Source organism: Streptomyces sp. NPDC006687 (assembly GCF_040636215.1).
GTDB lineage: Bacteria > Actinomycetota > Actinomycetes > Streptomycetales > Streptomycetaceae > Streptomyces.
This window is the reverse complement of record NZ_JBEYJJ010000003.1, coordinates 395,317-413,361: the sequence shown is the minus strand read 5'-3', so window position 1 is coordinate 413,361 and position 18,045 is coordinate 395,317. Positions and strand designations below refer to the sequence as shown.

At 73.9% G+C, this 18,045-nt stretch carries 14 protein-coding genes and 1 pseudogene; 9 read left to right on the top strand and 6 right to left on the bottom strand.

What is annotated here, in order from left to right:
• Positions 1–113: 113 nt before the first annotated feature.
• Positions 114–1,871, bottom strand: a complete 1,758-nt coding sequence (locus tag ABZ716_RS06290) for a hydrogenase maturation protein (RefSeq protein ID WP_358957094.1) — start codon at positions 1,869–1,871, stop codon at positions 114–116.
• 209 nt (positions 1,872–2,080) lie between these two features.
• A pseudogene (locus tag ABZ716_RS06285) lies at positions 2,081–2,173 on the bottom strand (pirin); the annotation flags it as partial.
• A gap of 1,010 nt (positions 2,174–3,183) precedes the next feature.
• Between ABZ716_RS06285 and ABZ716_RS06280 the strand changes: the two are divergent.
• From ABZ716_RS06280 to ABZ716_RS06260, 5 genes are all read left to right on the top strand, one after another.
• Positions 3,184–4,548: an MFS transporter gene (locus tag ABZ716_RS06280; RefSeq protein ID WP_358812680.1), complete on the top strand. Its 1,365-nt coding sequence runs from the start codon at positions 3,184–3,186 to the stop codon at positions 4,546–4,548.
• Between the two features lie 13 nt (positions 4,549–4,561).
• Positions 4,562–6,466: a GAF domain-containing protein gene (locus ABZ716_RS06275; RefSeq protein ID WP_358956983.1), complete on the top strand. Its 1,905-nt coding sequence runs from the start codon at positions 4,562–4,564 to the stop codon at positions 6,464–6,466.
• Positions 6,467–6,549: 83 nt separating this feature from the next.
• Positions 6,550–7,494 (top strand): ABC transporter ATP-binding protein, encoded by a 945-nt coding sequence (locus ABZ716_RS06270; RefSeq protein ID WP_358956980.1) that lies wholly within the window; start codon positions 6,550–6,552, stop codon positions 7,492–7,494.
• Positions 7,491–8,477 carry an ABC transporter permease gene (locus ABZ716_RS06265; protein ID WP_358956978.1) on the top strand — a complete coding sequence of 329 codons (987 nt, stop codon included), beginning with the start codon at positions 7,491–7,493 and terminating at the stop codon, positions 8,475–8,477. The genes ABZ716_RS06270 and ABZ716_RS06265 overlap by 4 nt, the downstream gene beginning before the upstream one ends.
• Positions 8,478–8,582: 105 nt before the next feature.
• Positions 8,583–8,990, top strand: coding sequence for a GntR family transcriptional regulator (locus tag ABZ716_RS06260; protein WP_358812599.1), 408 nt, complete (start codon positions 8,583–8,585; stop codon positions 8,988–8,990).
• Between the two features lie 14 nt (positions 8,991–9,004).
• On the opposite strand, the gene ABZ716_RS06255 is transcribed toward ABZ716_RS06260, so the two are convergent.
• Together ABZ716_RS06255 and ABZ716_RS06250 are read right to left on the bottom strand one after the other, a co-directional pair.
• Positions 9,005–9,799, bottom strand: a complete 795-nt coding sequence (locus ABZ716_RS06255; protein ID WP_358956975.1) for a class I SAM-dependent methyltransferase — start codon at positions 9,797–9,799, stop codon at positions 9,005–9,007.
• A 57-nt stretch (positions 9,800–9,856) separates the two neighbouring features.
• The gene (locus ABZ716_RS06250) at positions 9,857–11,071 is read right to left on the bottom strand and encodes an MFS transporter (RefSeq protein ID WP_358956973.1); all 1,215 of its coding nucleotides are present in this window, start codon (positions 11,069–11,071) and stop codon (positions 9,857–9,859) included.
• Between the two features lie 71 nt (positions 11,072–11,142).
• On the opposite strand from ABZ716_RS06250, the gene ABZ716_RS06245 reads away from it, so the two are divergent.
• The gene (locus ABZ716_RS06245) at positions 11,143–11,898 is read left to right on the top strand and encodes a DeoR/GlpR family DNA-binding transcription regulator (protein ID WP_358956971.1); all 756 of its coding nucleotides are present in this window, start codon (positions 11,143–11,145) and stop codon (positions 11,896–11,898) included.
• Positions 11,899–11,935: 37 nt separating this feature from the next.
• Here the strand turns inward: ABZ716_RS06245 and ABZ716_RS06240 are convergent, their stop codons facing one another.
• Positions 11,936–12,670, bottom strand: a complete 735-nt coding sequence (locus ABZ716_RS06240) for an SOS response-associated peptidase (RefSeq protein WP_358956969.1) — start codon at positions 12,668–12,670, stop codon at positions 11,936–11,938.
• 77 nt (positions 12,671–12,747) lie between these two features.
• Here ABZ716_RS06240 and ABZ716_RS06235 point away from each other — a divergent pair, with 77 nt between their 5' ends.
• From ABZ716_RS06235 to ABZ716_RS06225, 3 genes are all read left to right on the top strand, one after another.
• On the top strand, positions 12,748–12,999 hold the full coding sequence (locus tag ABZ716_RS06235; protein ID WP_351886220.1) for a hypothetical protein: 252 nt from the start codon (positions 12,748–12,750) through the stop codon (positions 12,997–12,999).
• Positions 13,000–13,161: 162 nt separating this feature from the next.
• Positions 13,162–13,659, top strand: a complete 498-nt coding sequence (locus tag ABZ716_RS06230; protein WP_358956967.1) for a hypothetical protein — start codon at positions 13,162–13,164, stop codon at positions 13,657–13,659.
• A 191-nt stretch (positions 13,660–13,850) separates the two neighbouring features.
• On the top strand, positions 13,851–15,944 hold the full coding sequence (locus tag ABZ716_RS06225; RefSeq protein ID WP_358956964.1) for a SpoIIE family protein phosphatase: 2,094 nt from the start codon (positions 13,851–13,853) through the stop codon (positions 15,942–15,944).
• A 26-nt stretch (positions 15,945–15,970) separates the two neighbouring features.
• On the opposite strand, the gene ABZ716_RS06220 is transcribed toward ABZ716_RS06225, so the two are convergent.
• Positions 15,971–18,031, bottom strand: coding sequence for a prolyl oligopeptidase family serine peptidase (locus ABZ716_RS06220; RefSeq protein WP_358956962.1), 2,061 nt, complete (start codon positions 18,029–18,031; stop codon positions 15,971–15,973).
• Between the last annotated feature and the right edge of the window lie 14 nt (positions 18,032–18,045).

Below are 18,045 nucleotides of genomic sequence, written 5' to 3'. Positions count from 1 at the left end.
GCCAAGCCTCCTAGGGGAGGAATACGACGAAGCGGTTCATATTCCCTTCACGTTTCTTGATAGCAGGCAGCCGGTCACCCCGCGACAGCGCCGGGGGCGGATCCGGTACCGCCTCAGCGTGAGGACGCCGGGGGCGCCGCCCTCCTCCCGGGGAGCGCCACGCCGATGTGGGGCGGTGTCCGGGCCGCGGGGTGCTTGCGCACGAAGGCCCTGCGCAGCGCGTGGTAAGGGGCGTCCGGGTCCGAGAAGGTACGGAGCATGTGGACCAGTTCCTCCTCCCGGTAGGAGGCCAGCGGCTTGGCCGCCTCGTGCCGCTCCCGTTGGGCCTTCTTGGCTGCGATACGCGCCTGCGTCGCGGATGAGGACGCGAGCCGCGCGGCGAGGCGGCCGGTCTCGGCGGCGAAGTCCTGTGGCCCGCATTCGACCGTACGGTCCACCAGGCCGAGCCCCAGTCCGGCTGCGGCGCTCACCGGGAGGGCCTCCCGCATGAGCCTGTCGGCCACCCCTGGGCCCACCCGGCCGGGCAGCGTGTACGTCCAGTACTCGGAGCCGTACAGGCCCATCAGGCGGTAGTGCGGGTTCAGCACCGCGCCCCTCCTGCACCACACCTCATCCGCAGCCAGGGCCAGCATCACCCCGCCTGCGGCCGCGTTGCCGCCCACCGCGGACACCACCAGCCGGTCCGTGGTCGTCAGAACGGCCTCCACCAGGTCGTCCATGGCGTTGATGTTGGCCCAGGACTCCGCGCCGGGGTCGTCGGCAGCCTCGATCACGTTCAGATGGATCCCATTGGAAAAGAAGTCCCGGCTGCCACCGAGGACCAGCACGGAGGTGGGACGGGAGCAGGCCGTCCGGTAGGCGCGGAGCAGACGGTGGCAGTGCGAGGTGCTCATGGCGCCGCCGGGGAAGGAGAAGGAGAGGAAGCCGACGGGGCCGTCCTCCCGGTAGCGGATGTCGGCCCAGGTTCGGAGGGAGGCGTCCGCGTCCGGCGCGGCGGGGTGTTCGCGCAGCTTGGGCAGGCTGTCGCCCAGGGCCAGAACGGCGGGGAGCTTGAACGTGGCCGGCCCCCCGGGTACGCGCCGGGGGCGCAGCTCGGGGATCCACACGGCGCCGTCGACGGTGGCCCGGCAGATCGCCCCCGACCTGGTGGCCAGTAGCTCCCCCGGGCGGCCGCGCAGTCCGTACTCCGGGTGACCGCCGTGCAGATACCACTCCTTGCCCAGCAGTTCGTCCAGCACACCGGGGAACGAGTCGGCCGCGCGCAGTGTGCGGACCACGGTCTCGGTGGTGTCCGACTCCCAGCGGATGCGGCGCAGACCCTGGTCGAAGTAGGCCCGAGTGCGAGCTGCCCCCTCTTCGCCTCCGCCGGTCTGAGGCTGAGGCTGAGGCTGAGGCTGAGGCTGAGGCGAGAACGTACCCGAGGCGAAGCGTTCGACGGCCAGGAGGATCGCAGCCAGCGCGGCGTCGGACACCTCGTTGCGGTACAGGTCCCCCTTGCCCACGGGCGGCACCGGGCAGGCGACCGACGCCCAGACGTCGCCTGCGTCCATTTCGGCATTGGCCTGCAGGACGGTCACGCCCCACCGGCTCACCTTCTCGTGGATGGCCCAGTCGAGGGAGGACGGTCCGCGGTCACCGACGGGGCCCGGGTGAACGATGAGGCAGGTGTACGCCTCCCATACCTCTGGCGGGATGGCACTCTTCAACATGGGCGCCACGACGAGGTCGGGCTGGTGGCGGGAGACGGCGTCCCACAGGGGCACGTCCCGGAGGGCCAGCTCCACGGTCACGCTGTGCCCGTGGTCGCGCAGTTCCGCATGAGCCCGTTGCGTCAGGCTGTTGAACGCGCTCGCGATGAGCAGGATGTGCATCGGCAGGCTCCCCGTGACCGGCGGTTCCACGGCCAGGACGAGACCGGACCTGCTGGTGATGCTCAAGCACGCACGACGCGGCGACGGCGAAGCCGGACCGGGGGGTCACCCGGAAGTGGGCACCCTGGCGGCCAGTCGCAGGCTTCGCGGGGGTCACCGAAGCCAGTTCCGCCCGCTACAGGGACATACAGGTCAGGGCATCCGACCGCGGGTTTTGCAAGGGGGGCCGGCGGAAGTGGGGGGGCAGGGATCGGCGAGCCGTCATAGCCCTTTACCTCGCCGAAGCGGGTTCCGTTCATCCAGGTCAACAGGGGCCTCGGATCGCTGACGGTCAGCAAACCGTCAGCACCGGAATCCGAGAAGGCCACAACAGTGACGAGATGGGATGACATGGGCACTGTCGGTCAGGTCGTAGACGGCTGCGCACAGAGGGTCGTGGGCGTCCTCTTCTCCCGTGCGCTCGGGCCAGTCCACAGCGCGACGATCACGGCTGCGTCGTCCGGCTCGGGAACACACCCGCGTACGTAGTACGGCCTGGCGATGGGGGTGTCCGTGTAGTGCCGGAGGGCTGCGACAACGGCACTCTGGGCGCGGGCGGGGCAGCCCTCTGAGCAGTTCAGTTGACCCATGAGGGGCATTTCTGCATCCCGCGGCAATAGGCCGTGACGACTCCGGCCTTCCCCTTCGCTCCCGGCGCTTCGTACCTGCCGTCCTCGGTGGTCTCGGCGTAGCGGACCTTGACCACGAAGTCGACTTGGCGGCCGTCCTTGATGGCCGAGCCCCAGTATTCGGGGTTGCCCTGCTGGTCGGACAGCTTGTCGGGCTTGCCGTTGAGGGCGGCGAACAGACCCAGGCGGCATCAGCAGCGTATCGAAGTCGCGGGCCTGACTGCACCTGCACCAGCCGGAAGACGAGTGGGGGCACTCAGCGCGGGGTGGCTGGGCTTCCCCAACCAGCTGTTTCGGTGAGCGCCTCGAACGAGTGGCAAGCGGACGGTTTTCCCTCGCGCTTCCCCTGGCGCACCTGTCGGTAGCCCTCAAGCGACAGGCTGCCGACCCGATGCGCGCCGAATGTCGGAGTTCAGCGCTGCGTAGTCAGCACCGGCCCGCTGAAACGGGCCGAATTCTGCACATCCGACACGATACGGAGGGGCTTCCTCCGGGGGTGGAAATGAGCCAGTGGTGGTCGTGTGGTGATGCGGCACACAACCTGGCCTGTGATTGTGATGGTCCGCCACATATGCCGCTGATCTGCGGACTTCTACGTTGTGGCGACACCCGACGTCCCCGCAGACCCCCTGGAAGTGGTGCACATGGTCTCCCCCGCAGCGAGCAGAACGAGCCCGTCAGGCATACGGAGGATCGTCGCCGCGAGTCTGATCGGGACCACCATCGAGTGGTACGACTTCTTCCTCTACGGATCCGCCGCCGCTCTCGTGTTCAACACGCTGTTCTTCCCCGCCAGCGACCCCCTCGTCGGGACCCTGCTGGCGTTCCTCACCTATGCCGTCGGGTTCGCCGCGCGGCCGCTCGGCGGGGTGGTGTTCGGGCACTTCGGGGACCGGATCGGGCGGAAGCGGCTGTTGGTGGTGAGTCTGCTCATGATGGGCGGGGCCACCTTCGCCATCGGGCTGCTGCCCACCCATGCGAGCGTCGGCTGGGTCGCGCCCGTGCTGCTGACCGTGCTGCGGCTGGTGCAGGGCTTCGCGCTGGGCGGGGAGTGGGGCGGGGCCGTACTGCTCGTCGCCGAGCACGGGGACGACCGCAGCCGGGGGTTCTGGGCCTCGTGGCCGCAGGCCGGGGCGCCCGGCGGGAACCTGCTGGCCACCGGGGTGCTGGCGCTGCTGGCCGCCGTGCAGTCGGACGAGGCGTTCCTCGCGTGGGGGTGGCGGGTTCCGTTCCTGCTGTCCGGGGTGCTGGTGGTGGTCGGGCTGTGGATACGGATCTCGGTGTCGGAGTCGCCGGCGTTCCTGGAAGCGCGGGCCCGGGCCGAGGCCGAGGAGGCGGCGGGGGCGCGGCAGCGGCCGCCGGTGGTCGAGGTGTTCCGGGCGCACGGGCGTGAGGTGGTGACCGCCATCGGGGTGCGGCTGGGGGAGAACGTCTCGTACTACGTCCTCACCGCCTTCCTGCTGGTGTACGTCACCGTCCACCTGCATCTGCCCAAGTCGGACGCCCTCGACGCCGTACTGATCGGCTCGGCCGTGCACTTCGTGACCATCCCGCTGTGGGGGGCGCTGTCGGACCGGATCGGGCGGCGGGCGGTGACGCTGGTGGGGTCGGCCGGGATGGCCGTGTGGGCGTTCGCGTTCTTCGCGCTGCTCGACACGCGGTCCTTCGCGGTGATCGCCCTCGCGGTCACGGCGGGGCTGCTGCTGCACGGGGCGATGTACGGGCCGCAGGCGGCCTTCATCTCGGAGATGTTCGACACCCGGGTGCGGTACTCGGGCGCCTCGATGGGGTCCCAGCTGGCCTCCCTGCTCGGCGGGGCGCTCGCGCCGATCGTGGCCGTCGAGCTGCTGAAGGACTATGGCTCCTCCGTCCCGGTGTCCGTGTACCTGTGCGCGGCGGCGCTGGTGACCACGGTGGCCGCGCTCGCCGCCCGGGAGACCAGGGGCCGCAGCCTCACCGGGTCCCGCGCGGCCGCCCCGGCCACGGCGGGCTCCCCCAGCGGGCGTTGAGGGGCCGGCCCGTATGCTCGGCGGCGTGACCGACGCGAGGCTGCGGGAACTGCTCGGGCTGCTGGCCCAGGGCGCGCCGGCCGAGGAGTTCGCCCGGCCGGCCGCCTCCGCACGGGCTGAGGGGGCCTCCCCCGCCGAGCTGGCCGCCCTGGAGGAGGCCACCGCGGTGGCCCTGGAGATCCACCGGACCCTGGCCCAGCACCGTACCCGCGAGGCCGAGCTGACCGCCCTGTTCGACACCGCGGGGGACCTGGCCGCACTGCGGGACCTGGACTCGGTGCTGCGGGCCATCACCCACCGGGCCAAGCAGCTGCTGCACACCGACGTCACCTATCTCTCCCTCAACGACGAGGCCGCCGGGGACACCTTCATGCGGGTCACCGACGGTTCGGTGTCGGCGGCGTTCCAGCAGTTGCGGCTCGGTATGGGCGAGGGGCTGGGCGGGCTGGTCGCGCAGACCGCCCGCCCGTACGCCACCGGCGACTACCAGCGCGACCCCCGTTTCCGGCACACCGCGCCCATCGACAGCGCGGTCGGCGAGGAGGACCTGCACGCCATCCTGGGCGTGCCGCTGCGCGTGGGGGCGCGGGTCATCGGGGTGCTGTTCGCCGCCGACCGCAGCCCGCGCGAGTTCAGCCCGCGCGAGGTGGCGCTGCTGTCCTCGCTCGCCGACCACGCGGCCATCGCCATCGACGGGGCCCGGCTGCTGGAGGAGACCCGCCGGGCGCTGGCGGAACTGGGCGTGGCCTCGCGCATCATCCAGGAGAACAGCGACGCGCTGCGCCGGGCGGAGGAGGCGCACGACAGGCTGACGGGCCTGGTCCTGCGTGGCGGTGACCTGGCCGAGGTGGCGGCGGCGATCGGCGCGCTCCTCGACGGGGGCACCCTCGTGCACGACGCCGACGGGACGGAGCTGGCCCGTGCGCGGACCCGGCCGCTGGCCCCGCCCGCTCGGGCCGTGGCGGCCTCGCGGACCAGCGGCCGGGCGGTCGCCGCGGAGGGTACCTGGGTGTGCGCGGTCCTGGCCGGGCCCGAACTGCTGGGCAGCGTCACCCTGACCGGGCGGCCCGGACTGGACGAGGCCGGGCGGCGGTTGTTCGAACGGGCCGCCATGGTCACGGCCCTGCTGCTGCTCCTGCGGCGCTCGGTCGCGCAGACCGAGGACCGGATCCGGGGCGAGCTGCTCGGCGACCTGCTCGGCCCGTCCGGGGATCCGGCGGGGCTGGCCGAACGCGCCCGGCGGCTGGGGGTGGACCTGGGCCGCCCGCACGCCCTGTTCGTCCTGCACAGCGACGCCGCCCCGCGGCCGCGGCTGCTGGCGGCCGCCGCGCACCAGGCCCGGGAACGCCGGGGCCTGGCCGGGGTCCACCATGACCACGCCGTGCTGCTGGCCCCCTCGTCGGCTCCGGGTGCGGACGCCGCCGGGCTGGCCGTGGCGCTGGGCCGGGCGGTGGGCGCCCCGGTGACGGTCGGCGCGGCGGGGGCGGTGGGGGGTCCGGCGGCGCTGCCCGCCGCGCACGCGGAGGCCCTGCGCTGTCTGAGCACCCTGTGCGCGCTGGGCCGGGCCGGGGACGGATGCACGCTCGCGGAACTCGGGTTCCTGGGCGTGCTGCTGGGCGACGGACCCGACCTCGCGGGGTACGTCCGGGCGACGCTCGGCCCGGTCCTGGACTACGACGCCCGGCGCGGCAGCGACCTGCTCCACACCCTGCGCGTCTACTTCGCCTCGGGCATGAGCCAGGCCCGGGCGAAGGAGGTGCTGCACGTCCACGTGAACACCGTGGTGCAGCGCCTGGAGCGCATCGGCCGCCTCCTCGGCCCCGACTGGCAGTCCCCCGACCGCGCGCTGGAGCTCCAGCTCGCCCTGCGGCTGCACCAGGTGTCCGCACCACCCGACGCGGCGCCCGCGGGCGGCTGACAGGACCGTTGGTGATTGACAGGGCCGGACCCTGCCCCCATGATTCCACTAGTTCCCTAGTGGATTCACGGAAAGGGGGAGCCGTGCGCGATACGACCGCATCCGCCGCGACGGGTACCCGCTGGGCTCTGGAGGCACGCGGGCTGGGCAGGAGGTACCGGCGCGGATGGGCGCTGGAGGAGGTGTCCTTCCGGATCCCCGCCGGCCGGATCTCCGCCCTGGTGGGGCCCAACGGGGCCGGCAAGAGCACCCTGCTGTCCCTCGCGGCCGGCCTGCTGGAGCCTTCGGCCGGTGAGGTGCGGGTCTTCGGCTCGCCCGTCACCGACCCGGACACCATGGCCCGGTGGGCCTATCTCGGCCAGGACAAACCCCTGTTCAAGCGGTTCACCGTGGCAGAACACCTGCGGCTGGGACGCGAGCTCAACCCGGGCTGGGACCAGGAGGCGGCCGAGCGGATCGTCCACTCGGGGCGGATTCCGCTCCAGGCGCGCGCCGGCGACCTGTCCGGGGGCCAGCGGACCCGGGTGGCGTTCGCGCTCGTCTTCGGGAAGCGGCCCGAACTGCTGCTGCTGGACGAGCCGATGGCCGACCTCGACCCGGTGGCGCGGGACGAGATGGGGGCGCTGCTGCTGTCGGAGGCCGCCGAGCACGGGACGACCGTGCTGATCTCCTCCCACCTGCTGAACGAGATTGAGGACATGTGCGACTACGTCCTCGTCCTCGACGGCGGCCGTCTGCGCATGGCGGGCGAGACCGACGAGCTGGTGCCGATGCACACCCTCGTCAGCGGGGTGACACAGGGGGACGGGCCTCCCGCCGCCCTGCACACCCACACCGTCGTCGAAGTACGCACCTCCGGGCGCCACTTCTCCGCGCTCGTACGCCGTGAGGGCCCCCTGGACCCGGCGTGGCAGTTGTCGGAGCCGAGCACGGAGGAGGTGCTGCTCGCCTACCTCCGCTCCCCCGGCGCGCCCCCGCTGCTCTCCCCCACCGCCGTCCCCTGCCACCGGAAGGAAGCCACGCCATGACCGCTCCCGCCCCGGCGCCGGCCCGCCCGGCCGCCGCGTCCGCCCGCCCGCGCCGGCTGCGCGGACTGGCCTGGCTCCTGGTCCGCCAGCACCGCGCGGCGCTGATCCTATGCGCCGCCGTGACCGTCCTCGGCTCGGCCTGGATGCTCTACCAGCGGGCCGCGGTGCTGGACACCCTGCACTCCGCCGGGTGGCCCGCCCGGTCCCCCGACTCCGTCGCCCCGGAGGCCGTCAACCGGGTGCGCGAGGACCTCGACTCCTTCGGCCGGAACCTGGGCTTCCTGCCGCTGCTGCTGGGCGTCTTCCTCGGCGCCCCGCTCCTCGCCGCCGACCGGGAGCAGGGCACCGCGCGGCTGGTGACGACCCAGTCCGTCCCCCGGGGCCGCTGGCTGCGATGGAAGCTGTGCTTCGCGCTGGCTCTGGCGATGCTGACGACCGGGATCCTGGGCCTGCTGTACGGGTGGTGGTGGCGGGCGGCCGGCCCGCTGGCGCCCGTCGACTGGCTCAGCGGCGCCCTCTTCGACGCCGGCGGCCCCGTCCTCGCGGCGACGGCCCTGTTCACCACCTCCCTGGGCATCGCCGTCGGCGTGGTGGCCCGCCGGGCCACCACGGCCATGACCGTCACCTTCCTGCTCTCGGGCGCCGCCCTCTTCGTGGGTGACGTCTACAAGGGCGACCTCGGCACCCCGCGCCGGCTCGCCTTCCCGCTGGGCAGCCCCGAGCCGCCGGCGCTGGAGCAGGTAGTGCAGGTGGACCAGTGGGTGGGGACCGCCTCGGGGCGGCTCTACGGGTGGGGCACCTGCGTGCAGGACGCCTCGCCGGAGGGCTGCCGGGCGGCGCGCGGGATCGTCAACTCGGTCTGGGACTACTTCGACGCGGACCAGATGGCGGGCATGCAGGCCGGCGCCGCCGGGGTGCTGCTGGGGCTGAGCGCCGTCCTCGTGGGGTCGGTCCTGTGGTGGACGCGGCGGAGCACCCTCTGAGCAGGGCCGTCGATCCGGGGTCACGGCCCGCGGACACCCCCTAGGCTGGACCGGGCTTTTCGGATGATCTTCAGATGGTCTTCGGTGATCAAGGAGGCGTGCGCCATGGTCGTGTTCCGCATCGAGCGCCGCAGCGGCCTGCCCGCCTATCTCCAGATCGTCCAGCAGGTGGAGCAGGCGCTCCGTATGGGTGCGCTGGCCGAGGGGGACAAGCTGCCGACGGCGGCGCAGGTCGCCGCCAGCACGAAGGTCAACCCGAACACCACCCTCAAGGCGTACCGGGAGCTGGAGCGATCCGGCCTGGTCGAGGTGCGCCAGGGTGCGGGCACGTTCATCACCCGCTCCCTCGCCACCCCGCAGACGGCCCCGGAGTCCCCGCTGCGGGCCCGGCTCGGGGAGTGGATGCGGGAGGCGTGCGAGCAGGGCCTGTCCGCGGCGGACGTGAGCACGCTGTTCGCCACGGTGCTCGCCGAGCAGTACCCGGCCGCGGCGACGCCGCCGCCGGTCCGGTAGCGGGTCCTGCCGGGTCAGGCCGCCAGGGACGTGGTGACCACCAGCGGGGGCTGTTCGCGTTCGGCCGTCCAGGGACGGCTGCCGGCCAGATCCGGATCGGCGACGTCCTGCGCCTCCTCGACCGTGGGGCGTTCCTGGACCACGTCACGGAAACCGGCCCGCTCCAGGAGCGCCGGCAGCAGGGTGACGGGCCAGGCGTGGTTGCGCACCTCCTGCCAGGATCCGTCGGTGCGCAGCAGCCGTACGGTCAGGGGCTCACCGGGCGCGTGGGCGGTGCCCGGACCGCCGATCCGCAGGGAGGCGTAGGCCCGGCCGCCGCAGTCGGGGTCGGTGGACAGCAGGACGAACGGGCCGCCGGGGCGCAGCAGCCGGCGGACCTCCGTGAACACCGACAGCACCGCCTCCTCGTCCGGCAGCGAGGCGAGCACGTGGCTGCACATCACCGCGTCCGCGCAGCCGTCGGCGAGGCCGGCCGTCCGCCCGTCCTCGACCAGGTGGAACTCCGCCACGGCGGTCTCCGGGGCGCGGGCCAGGGCGAGCATTTCGGGCGAGGTGTCCACCCCGATCACCCGCGCCCCCAGCACCCGGGCGGCGTGGTCGGCCACCGTGCCGGGCCCGCAGCCGTAGTCGACGAGGACGGCGCCGGGCCGGATCCGGCGGGACAGGGCCCGCAGCACGAAGGGGTAGCCCAGCAGCCAGTCCGTGGCCGCCTCCACGGCGGCGAAGGCCCGCGCTCCCTCACTCCCGGACCATGCGGTGCCCCCGGTGGGGCCCGCCGCCGGGGGCCGCCGCGTCCCGTCGTCGCTCACAGCTCCACTATCGGGCCGCCCCGGGCACCCGGCACGGTGAGAGCGCCGGCCGTCGCCTCACAGGGCCTCAGGCGCCGGGGCGGGGCGGAGGGCGGGTGCGGCCAGGGCGGCGAAGGCGCAGCAGGCCACGGGCAGCAGCAGCGCCGGGCCGAGCGGTACGAGGCGGGTGAGCGGGCCGATCACGGCCGGGCCGGCCAGCATGCCCAGGTAGCCGAGGCCCGCGACGCGCGAGACGTTGGCCCCGGCGGCGTCCGGGTCGGCGTGGCCGGCGGCGCTGAACAGCTGCGGGACGCAGCCGGAGAGGCCCGCGCCGAAGAGGGTCCAGCCGGCCAGGGCCACCGGTACGGCGGGCGCGGCGACGGCCAGCGCGAGGCCGGCCCCGGCGAGCACGGCACCGTACCGCAGGACGGCGACGGGGCCGGTGCGCGCGGCGAGCCGGTCGGTGAGGAGCCGGCCGGCGGTCATGGCCGTCGCGAAGGCGCCGTAGGCGAGCGCGGCGGTGGAGGCGGGGGCGTCGAAGGAGTCCCGCAGGTGGAGCACGCTCCAGTCGTTGGCCACGCCCTCGCAGAGCATCAGGAGGAAGGCCAGGGCGGCGAGCATCCGGATGCGCGGCGGTGTCGGGCGGCGGCCCGGGACGGCCTCGGGCGCGGTCGCCGCGCGGGCGGGTTCCCTGGGCAGGAGGGCGGGCGGGAGCAGGAGCGCGAGGAGGAGCCCGCCGAGGGCGGTGGCGCCCAGGGTGGCCACGGGCGGCCGGCCGGCGCCGAGCGCGAGGGCGCCGGCCAGGGCGGCGAGTACGCCGCCGATGGAGAACACGGCGTGGAAGGCCGACATCACGGGGCGCCCGTAGCCGCGTTCCACCTGGACGGCGTGGGTGTTCATGGCCACGTCCAGGCAGCCGTTGCCGAAGCCGAGCAGCAGCAGGGCCCCGCCCAGGGCGACGGCGTCGCCCGCCAGCGCGGGCAGCACCACCGCGGCACTGCACAGCCCCGCGCCGGCGGGGACGACGAGGCGGGCGCCGAAGCGGTCGGTCAGCGGGCCGGCGAACCGCATCCCGGCGAAGGCCCCGGCACCCAGGAGGAGCAGGAGCCAGCCGAGGACGGCGTGGCTCACACCGGTGCGCTGTTCCACCGAGGGGATGTGCACGATCCACATGCCCATGACGAATCCGTTGAGGGCGAAGCAGCCGGTGGTGGCCGCCCGCGCCTTCCTGAGGGTGGCCGTGACGTCGGGTGCGGCAGGGGGTGCGGCTTTCGCCGAGGTGTCCGTCTCCATGGAGCGAACATAACAAACACCAGAGATGTTCGGAACTTGCGTTTCGAACACCAACATTGTTCAATCTGAGCATGAGTGCAGACCGCCTGAGGCAGATCACCGAGACCGTGCGCGCCCGGGGCAGCAGCAGTGTCGCCGAGCTCGCGGGGCTCACCGGCGCCTCCGAGATGACGATCCGCCGCGACCTGGAGGCCCTGGCCGAGCAGGGGGTGCTGGAGCGCTACCGGGGCGGGGCCCGCAGCCTGCTGCTCCGCGGGGAGGAGGCCCCCTTCCCGCTGCGGGCCCGCGACGGGGTGGAGGTCAAGCGGCGCCTCGCCGCCGAGGTCGCCGCCCTGCTGACGGAGGGGGAGTCGGTGGTCCTGGACAGCGGGACCACCTGCCTGGAGGTGGCCCGGGCGCTGCACCACCGCAGGCTGACGGTCATGCCGCTGTCCCTGCACGCCGCCAACGTCCTCGCCGACGCGCCGCAGCTGACGCTGCTGCTGCCGGGCGGGGCGCCCCGCCGCGGGGAGCTCTCGCTGACCGGGCCGCTGACCGAGGCGTCGCTGGCCGCCCTGCGCTTCGACACCGCCGTCATCGGCTGCTGCGGCCTGACGGCGGCCGACGGACTGACGGCCTACGACCTGGCGGACGCCGCCGTCAAGCGGGCGGCCATCGCCTCGGCCCGCCGGGTCATCGCCGTCACCGAGTCGCAGAAGCTCACGCGTACGGCCCTCGCCCATGTCCTGCCCGCCTCCGCGCTGCACGCCGTCGTCACCGACGCGGCGGCCCCGCAGGACGCGGCCGACGCGCTGGCCGCGGCGGGCGTCACCGTACGGACGGTATGACCGGACGCCCGTCCCCGGGGCCGGCCGGGGGTAGCGGTCAAGGGGCGGCGGCGGTGAGGAGTTCGGGGCCGTTGTTGCGGACGCTGTTCACCGCCGTGGTGACCGGGCGGACCTCCAGGCGGCCGCCGGCCGGGGTGGCGAGCAGGGCACGGAGGGCGCCGGGGTCCTCCTGGGCGGGATCGAGCCAGGCGTCGAAGTCGGCCGGGGCGAGGGCCAGGGGCATCCGGGGGTGGACGCGGCCGGCGGCGTCGGTGGCCTCGGTGGTGATGACGGTGCAGGTGGACCACCAGGCGGCCGGGTCGTCGGGGTCGGTGACGGCGGGGTCGCGCCAGAACTCGTACAGGCCCGCCATCGCCATCACCGAGCCGTCCTGCGGGGTGATGAAGTACGGCTGCTTGTACGCCTTGGCGGTGGGGGTCGCCGCCACGGCCTGCCACTCGTAGAACCCGTCGGCGGGCAGCAGGCAGCGGCGCTTGGCGAAGGCGCGGCGGTAGGCGGGCTTCTCCCCCACCGTCTCGACCCTGGCGTTGATCATCCTGGCGCCGCCGTCCGCGCTCTTGGACCAGGACGGCACCAGCCCCCAGCGCAGGGGCCGCAGCTGCCGCTCCAGCTCCCCGCTCTCCCGGTCGGCGCGCTCCAGCACGGCCCAGACGGGGTCGGTGGAGGCGACGTTCCAGCTCGGCGGGAGGACCAGACCGGGGTCCGGCGGGACGGCGTCGAAGAGGCCCGTCAGGTCCTCGGGGGCACGGGTGGAGACGTAACGGCCGCACATGGCTCCAGCCTGCCACGCGCGGCCCCGGACGGGGGTGCACGGATGCGGGGCGCGCAGGGTGGGGCCAGGGTGGAGGGATGGAGCACGCGCCGATCGTCGTACACCGCGTCTCGCCCTCGGGCGGCCGCCGGGTGAGCCTGCGCGCCGAGGGGGGTGAGACGGTCCTGGGCGTCGCGCACTCGGATCCCGACGTCATCGAGTTCCTGCGCCGCGCCGAGGTGCCGGACCCCGACGAGGTGGTCCTCGGCGGTGCGGTCCCGCTGATCGAGTGGCAGGGCGACGCCCCGCACGTCTACGAGGCCGAACCGGTGGACACCGATCTGCCCTGACCGCGGCCGCCCCCGCCCGGCGGCCGCCACGATCCGGCCAATATTGACACGCGCATGACATCGCTCGGGATTTCTCGCGAGCCCTGTGGCACGCTCCCTGACGCACTCGGTACCGCCCTCGCACCACACCCCCACAAGGACGTGTCACAGAGGAGCGACATGATGCACCGCGCGAAACTCGCCATAGCGGTCATGGCCCTCGCGGCCACCGTCGGCAGTGTCACGAGCGCCGCCGCCCTCGGCCCCACCGCGGGCCAGCAGGTCGATGGCGTCATCGTGGTCTCGGGCAACACCTGTACCTGGACCAACGCCCGTACCAGCGCCAATCCCCCCACCGCCCTCACCGTGGACCGTACGAGCATCAACAAGCCCGGCGGGAACCTCGCCTGCAGCGGCGGGATCACCGCCTCCCTCAACAACGACCCGGCCTTCACGTTCGACGACGCGACGGCCACCGCCCGGACGGACCTGATCGACATCACCGGGCAGCAGAGCTTCGTCTCCTGCCGCTACAAGGCCACGAACATCGTGTGGGACCGCGACGGGACCACCCGCAAGTACGTCAACCGTGCCTTCACCGCCACCAAGTCCTCGGGCAGCTTCCTGTGCCCGGGCTCCGTCACCACGGCGGCCGGGGGCGCCTCCATGCTCTTCCACTGACGCCCCTGCGCCCGATCTCCCTTCCCCTGACCGGCCCGGCCCGCCGGGGTGCCGCACGATGCGGCGCCCCGGTCCCGCCCGCCACGGAGCCCCGCCGGCGCCCCCTCCGCCCCTATGGCCCCCGCCGGGTCGCCGGGCCAGGAGCGGGGCGCCAGCATGGAAGGAGCTCCGTCCGGGTGAGGAGGCCGGTGATGGCCGATGCGCAGCCCGCTCCGCCGGCCGACGGCCCCGGGGAGGAACCTCCTGCGCCCCCGCCCGCCGGTTCTCCCTCGGCGGGCGGTCTCCTCGACGTCCTCGGAGTGGCCGCGGTGGTGCTGGACGCCGAAGGGCGGATCCGGCTGTGGAGCCCGCAGGCCGCCACCCTGTTCGGCTACTCCGCCGAGGAGGCGCTCGGCCGGTTCGCGGTGACCCTGCTCGTGGAGGAGGAGAACCGGGAGGAGGTCCTCGGCCTGTTCGCCCGGGTGATGGCCGGCGAGGGCGCCTGGGCCGGCTCCTTCCCCGTCCGCCACCGCGACGGCCACACCGTGCTCGTCGAGTTCCGCAACATGCGCCTCCAGGCCGACCACGGGGGCATGTTCGCCCTCGGGCTCGCCTCCGAGCAGGCCACCCTGCGCCGGGTCGAACGCGATCTGGCCCTCTCCCTGCGGATGGTCGACCAGTCCCCCATCGGGCTCGCCGTCCTCGACACCGACCTGCGCTACGTCCTGGTCAACCCGGCGCTGGAGCGGATCAACGGGGTGCCGTCCGAGCGCCACCTCGGACAGCGGATCGGCGACATACTGCCCTTCCTGGACGCGCCCGCCGTCGAGGAGCGGATGTGCGAGGTCATGGAGACCGGCGTTCCGGTCCTGGACAACTTCACCACCGGCCGGATCTCCGACGACGCCAAGGAGCGCGCCTGGCTGGTGTCGATCTACCGGCTGGAGGACCAGTCCGCGCGGGTGATCGGCGTCGCCGTGTCGGTGGTGGACGTGACCGAGCAGCACCGGGCCGCCGTCTCCGCCGCGCACGCCCGGCGCCGTCTGTCGCTGATCGCGGACGCCTCGGTGCGCATCGGCACCACCCTCGACCTGGACATCACCGCCCGGGAGCTGGCCGACGTCGCCGTGCCGGAGATCGCCGACATCGCCGCCGTCGACGTCCTCGACACCGTGCTGACCGGCGGCCGGCCGGGCGACGGCGCGGACGAGCTGACCGTACGGTTCCGGGCGCTGGCGGTGAAGGCCGGCTACCGCACGCCCGCCGAGGACGCGGCCGACCCCGTGGGGGACGTGGCCCTGTACCGCGCCGACCGGCTGGTGGCCCGCTGCGCCCGCACCGCCCGGCCCGTCCTCGTCCCGCACGTCACCCCGGAGGACCTGCCGCGCATCGCCCGCGACGAGGAGGCCGCCCGGCTGCTGGCCGAGGCGGGGGTGCACTCGTACCTGGCGGTGCCGCTGATCGCCCGCAGCCAGGTCCTGGGCACGCTGGACCTGAAACGGGCCCGCAACCAGGCACCGTTCAGCCAGGACGACGTCCTGCTCGCCTCCGAACTGGCCGCCCACGCCGCCGTGTCCATCGACAACGCCCGCTGGTACCAGCGCCAGCGCCATGCCGCCCTGGCCCTCCAGCGCCATCTGCTGCCGCAGCACCCGCCGGCCGCGCCCGGGCTGGACATCGCCTACCGTTACCAGCCGGCCGGGGCGGCGGACGAGACCGGCGGCGACTGGTTCGACGTCATCGCGCTCACCGGCGACCGGACCGCGCTGGTCGTCGGCGACGTCATGGGGAGCGGTATCAACGCCGCCGCGACCATGGGCCAGCTGCGCGCCACGGCCCGGGCGCTGGGCCGTCTCGGCCTGGACCCGGCGACGGTCCTCACCCACCTCGACGCCGCCACCGCCGACCTGGGCGAGGCCATGGCCACCTGCGTCTACGCCGTCTACGACCCCCACTCACGGCTGTGCCACATCGCCACGGCCGGCCACCTGCCGCCGGTGCACCTGCGCAGCGGGCGCCATCCGAGGCTGCTCCAGCTGACGACGGGCGTACCCCTGGGCGTCGGCGGCGTGCCCTTCCACACCAGCGCCTTCACCCTCGGCGAGGGAGACGAGCTGATCCTCTACACGGACGGCCTGGTCGAGACCCGGGACCAGGACATCGACACCCGGCTGCTGACCCTGACCGACCTGCTGGCGGGCCCGCACCGCCCCATCGAGGAGACCTGCGACCTGCTGCTGTCGGCCCTGCGCCGGCCCGACACGCACGACGACGTCGCCCTGCTCATCGCCCGCGCCCAGGCGTAGGGCCGCTGCTCAGCGGTGCCGGCCGGTCACCTGGGCGGGGTCAGGTGGTCCCGGAGGAAGGTGTGGACGAGGGCCTCGTTGAAGGCGGTCTGCTGGTGGTCGGTGGCTCCCGCGTGGCCGCCGCCGAGGTGTTCGTGGAAGAGCACCGGGTGTCCGAGTTCCCGCAGCCGGGCCGCCATCTTGCGGGCGTGGCCGGGGTGGACGCGGTCGTCGCGGGTGGAGGTGAGCAGGAGCAGCGGCGGGTACGGGGGGCCGTCGGCGCGGATCCGGTGGTAGGGGGAGAGGGCTTCGAGGTGGGGCCGGTCCGCGGGGTCCTCCGGGTCGCCGTACTCGGCGGTCCAGCTGGCCCCGGCGAGGAGCTTGTGGAAGCGGAGCATGTCGAGGAGCGGTACGTGGGCGACGACCGCCCCGAACAGTTCGGGCTCGCGGGTGAGCATCGCGCCCATGAGGAGGCCGCCGTTGCTGCCGCCCTCGATGCCGAGCTGGGCGGGGGTGGTGATGCCCCGGGCGGTGAGGTCGCGGGCGACGGCGGCGAAGTCCTCGAAGGCGCGGACCCGGTTCGCGCCGAGGGCGGCCTGGTGCCAGGCGGGCCCGTACTCGCGTCCGCCCCGGATGCCGGCGACGACGTACGTCCCCCCGTGCGCGAGCCAGGCCCGGCCGGTGACGGCGCTGTAGTACGGGACCATGGAGACCTCGAAGCCGCCGTAGCCGTAGAGCAGGGCGGGGCCGGGGCCGGGCCGGTCCTCGGGGCCGATGACGAAGTAGGGCACCCGGGTGCCGTCGGGCGAGGCGGCGAAGTGCTGGCTGACGGTGAGCCCGGCGGTGTCGAAGAGGGCGGGGGCCTGCTTGAGGATCTCGACGCCGTCGGTGCCGGCTTCGCCCCGGTAGAGGGTGGAGGGCTGGAGGTAGCCGGTGACGTCGAGGAGGTACTCGTCGCTCTCGTCGGGGTCGGTGCAGGTCACCGTGGCCGTGGACAGGGGCGGGACGCCGGCCAGGGGGGCGCGGCTCCAGCCGTCCGGGCCGGGGGTGAGCAGTTCCAGGCGGGAGGAGACGTCCGCGCGGGTGCGCAGGATGAGGTGGTTGCGCGTCCAGTGGTGGCTCGCGAGGGCGGTGCGCTCGTCCGGGGTGAACAGGACCCTCGGGGTGCGGTCCCCCGCCCGGTAGGCGTCGAAGCCGAAGGCGAGGAGGCTGCCCGCGGGGTGCCCGAGCCAGGGCGAGCGGGGGTTGACCAGGAGCCATGCGCGGTGGACGGAGGTGACGGCGTCGTCCGGGACGTCGATCTTCTCCGGCGGGGCGGCGCCGTCCTCGGGGAGGAGGAACAGCTCCTGGTTCCAGAAGTCGATGCTGCGGACGGCGAAGTCCCGTTCGTAGCCGGGGGTGTGGTCGCGCCAGCCGGAGGCGGACAGGTCCGCGGGGCGGCCCTCGTAGACGAGTTCGGCCTCGCCGAGGGGGGTGCCGCGGCGCCAGCGGCGGACCTGAAGGGGGTATCCGGACGGGGACATGCTGCCGGGGCCGAAGTCGGTGCCGATCCACAGGTGGTCGGCGTCGATCCAGGAGACGCGGGTCTTGGCCTCCCCGACGGTGAAGCCCTCGTCGACGAAGGCCAGGGTCTCCAGGTCGAACTCGCGGACCACGCAGGCGTCGGCGCCGTCCCGCGAGAGCATGACCAGGGCGTGGCGGTGCCCGGGGGCCAGGACGCTGCTGCCGGCCCAGGCCCATTTCTCGCCCTCCGCCTCGGCGAGCGCGTCCAGGTCGAGGACGGTCTCCCAGGCGGGCCGCTCGGTGCGGTACTCCTCCAGGGTGGTGCGGCGCCAGATGCCGCGCAGGCGGTCGGCGTCCTGCCAGAAGTTGTAGAGGTGGCGGCCGCGCCGGACCACGTACGGGATGCGGCCGTCGTCGTCGAGGACCTCGCGGACCTCGCGCTCCAGGACCTTGAAGGCGGGGGCGGTGGTCAGGGCGGCGACGGTCTCCGCGTTGCGCTCCCGCACCCAGGCGAGGGCGTCCTCGCCGCTCACGTCCTCCAGCCAGAGGTAGGGGTCGTCTTCGGGGGAACGGGGCGCGGGGTCGCGGGGGGCTTCATCGCTCATCCGCCGATTGTGCC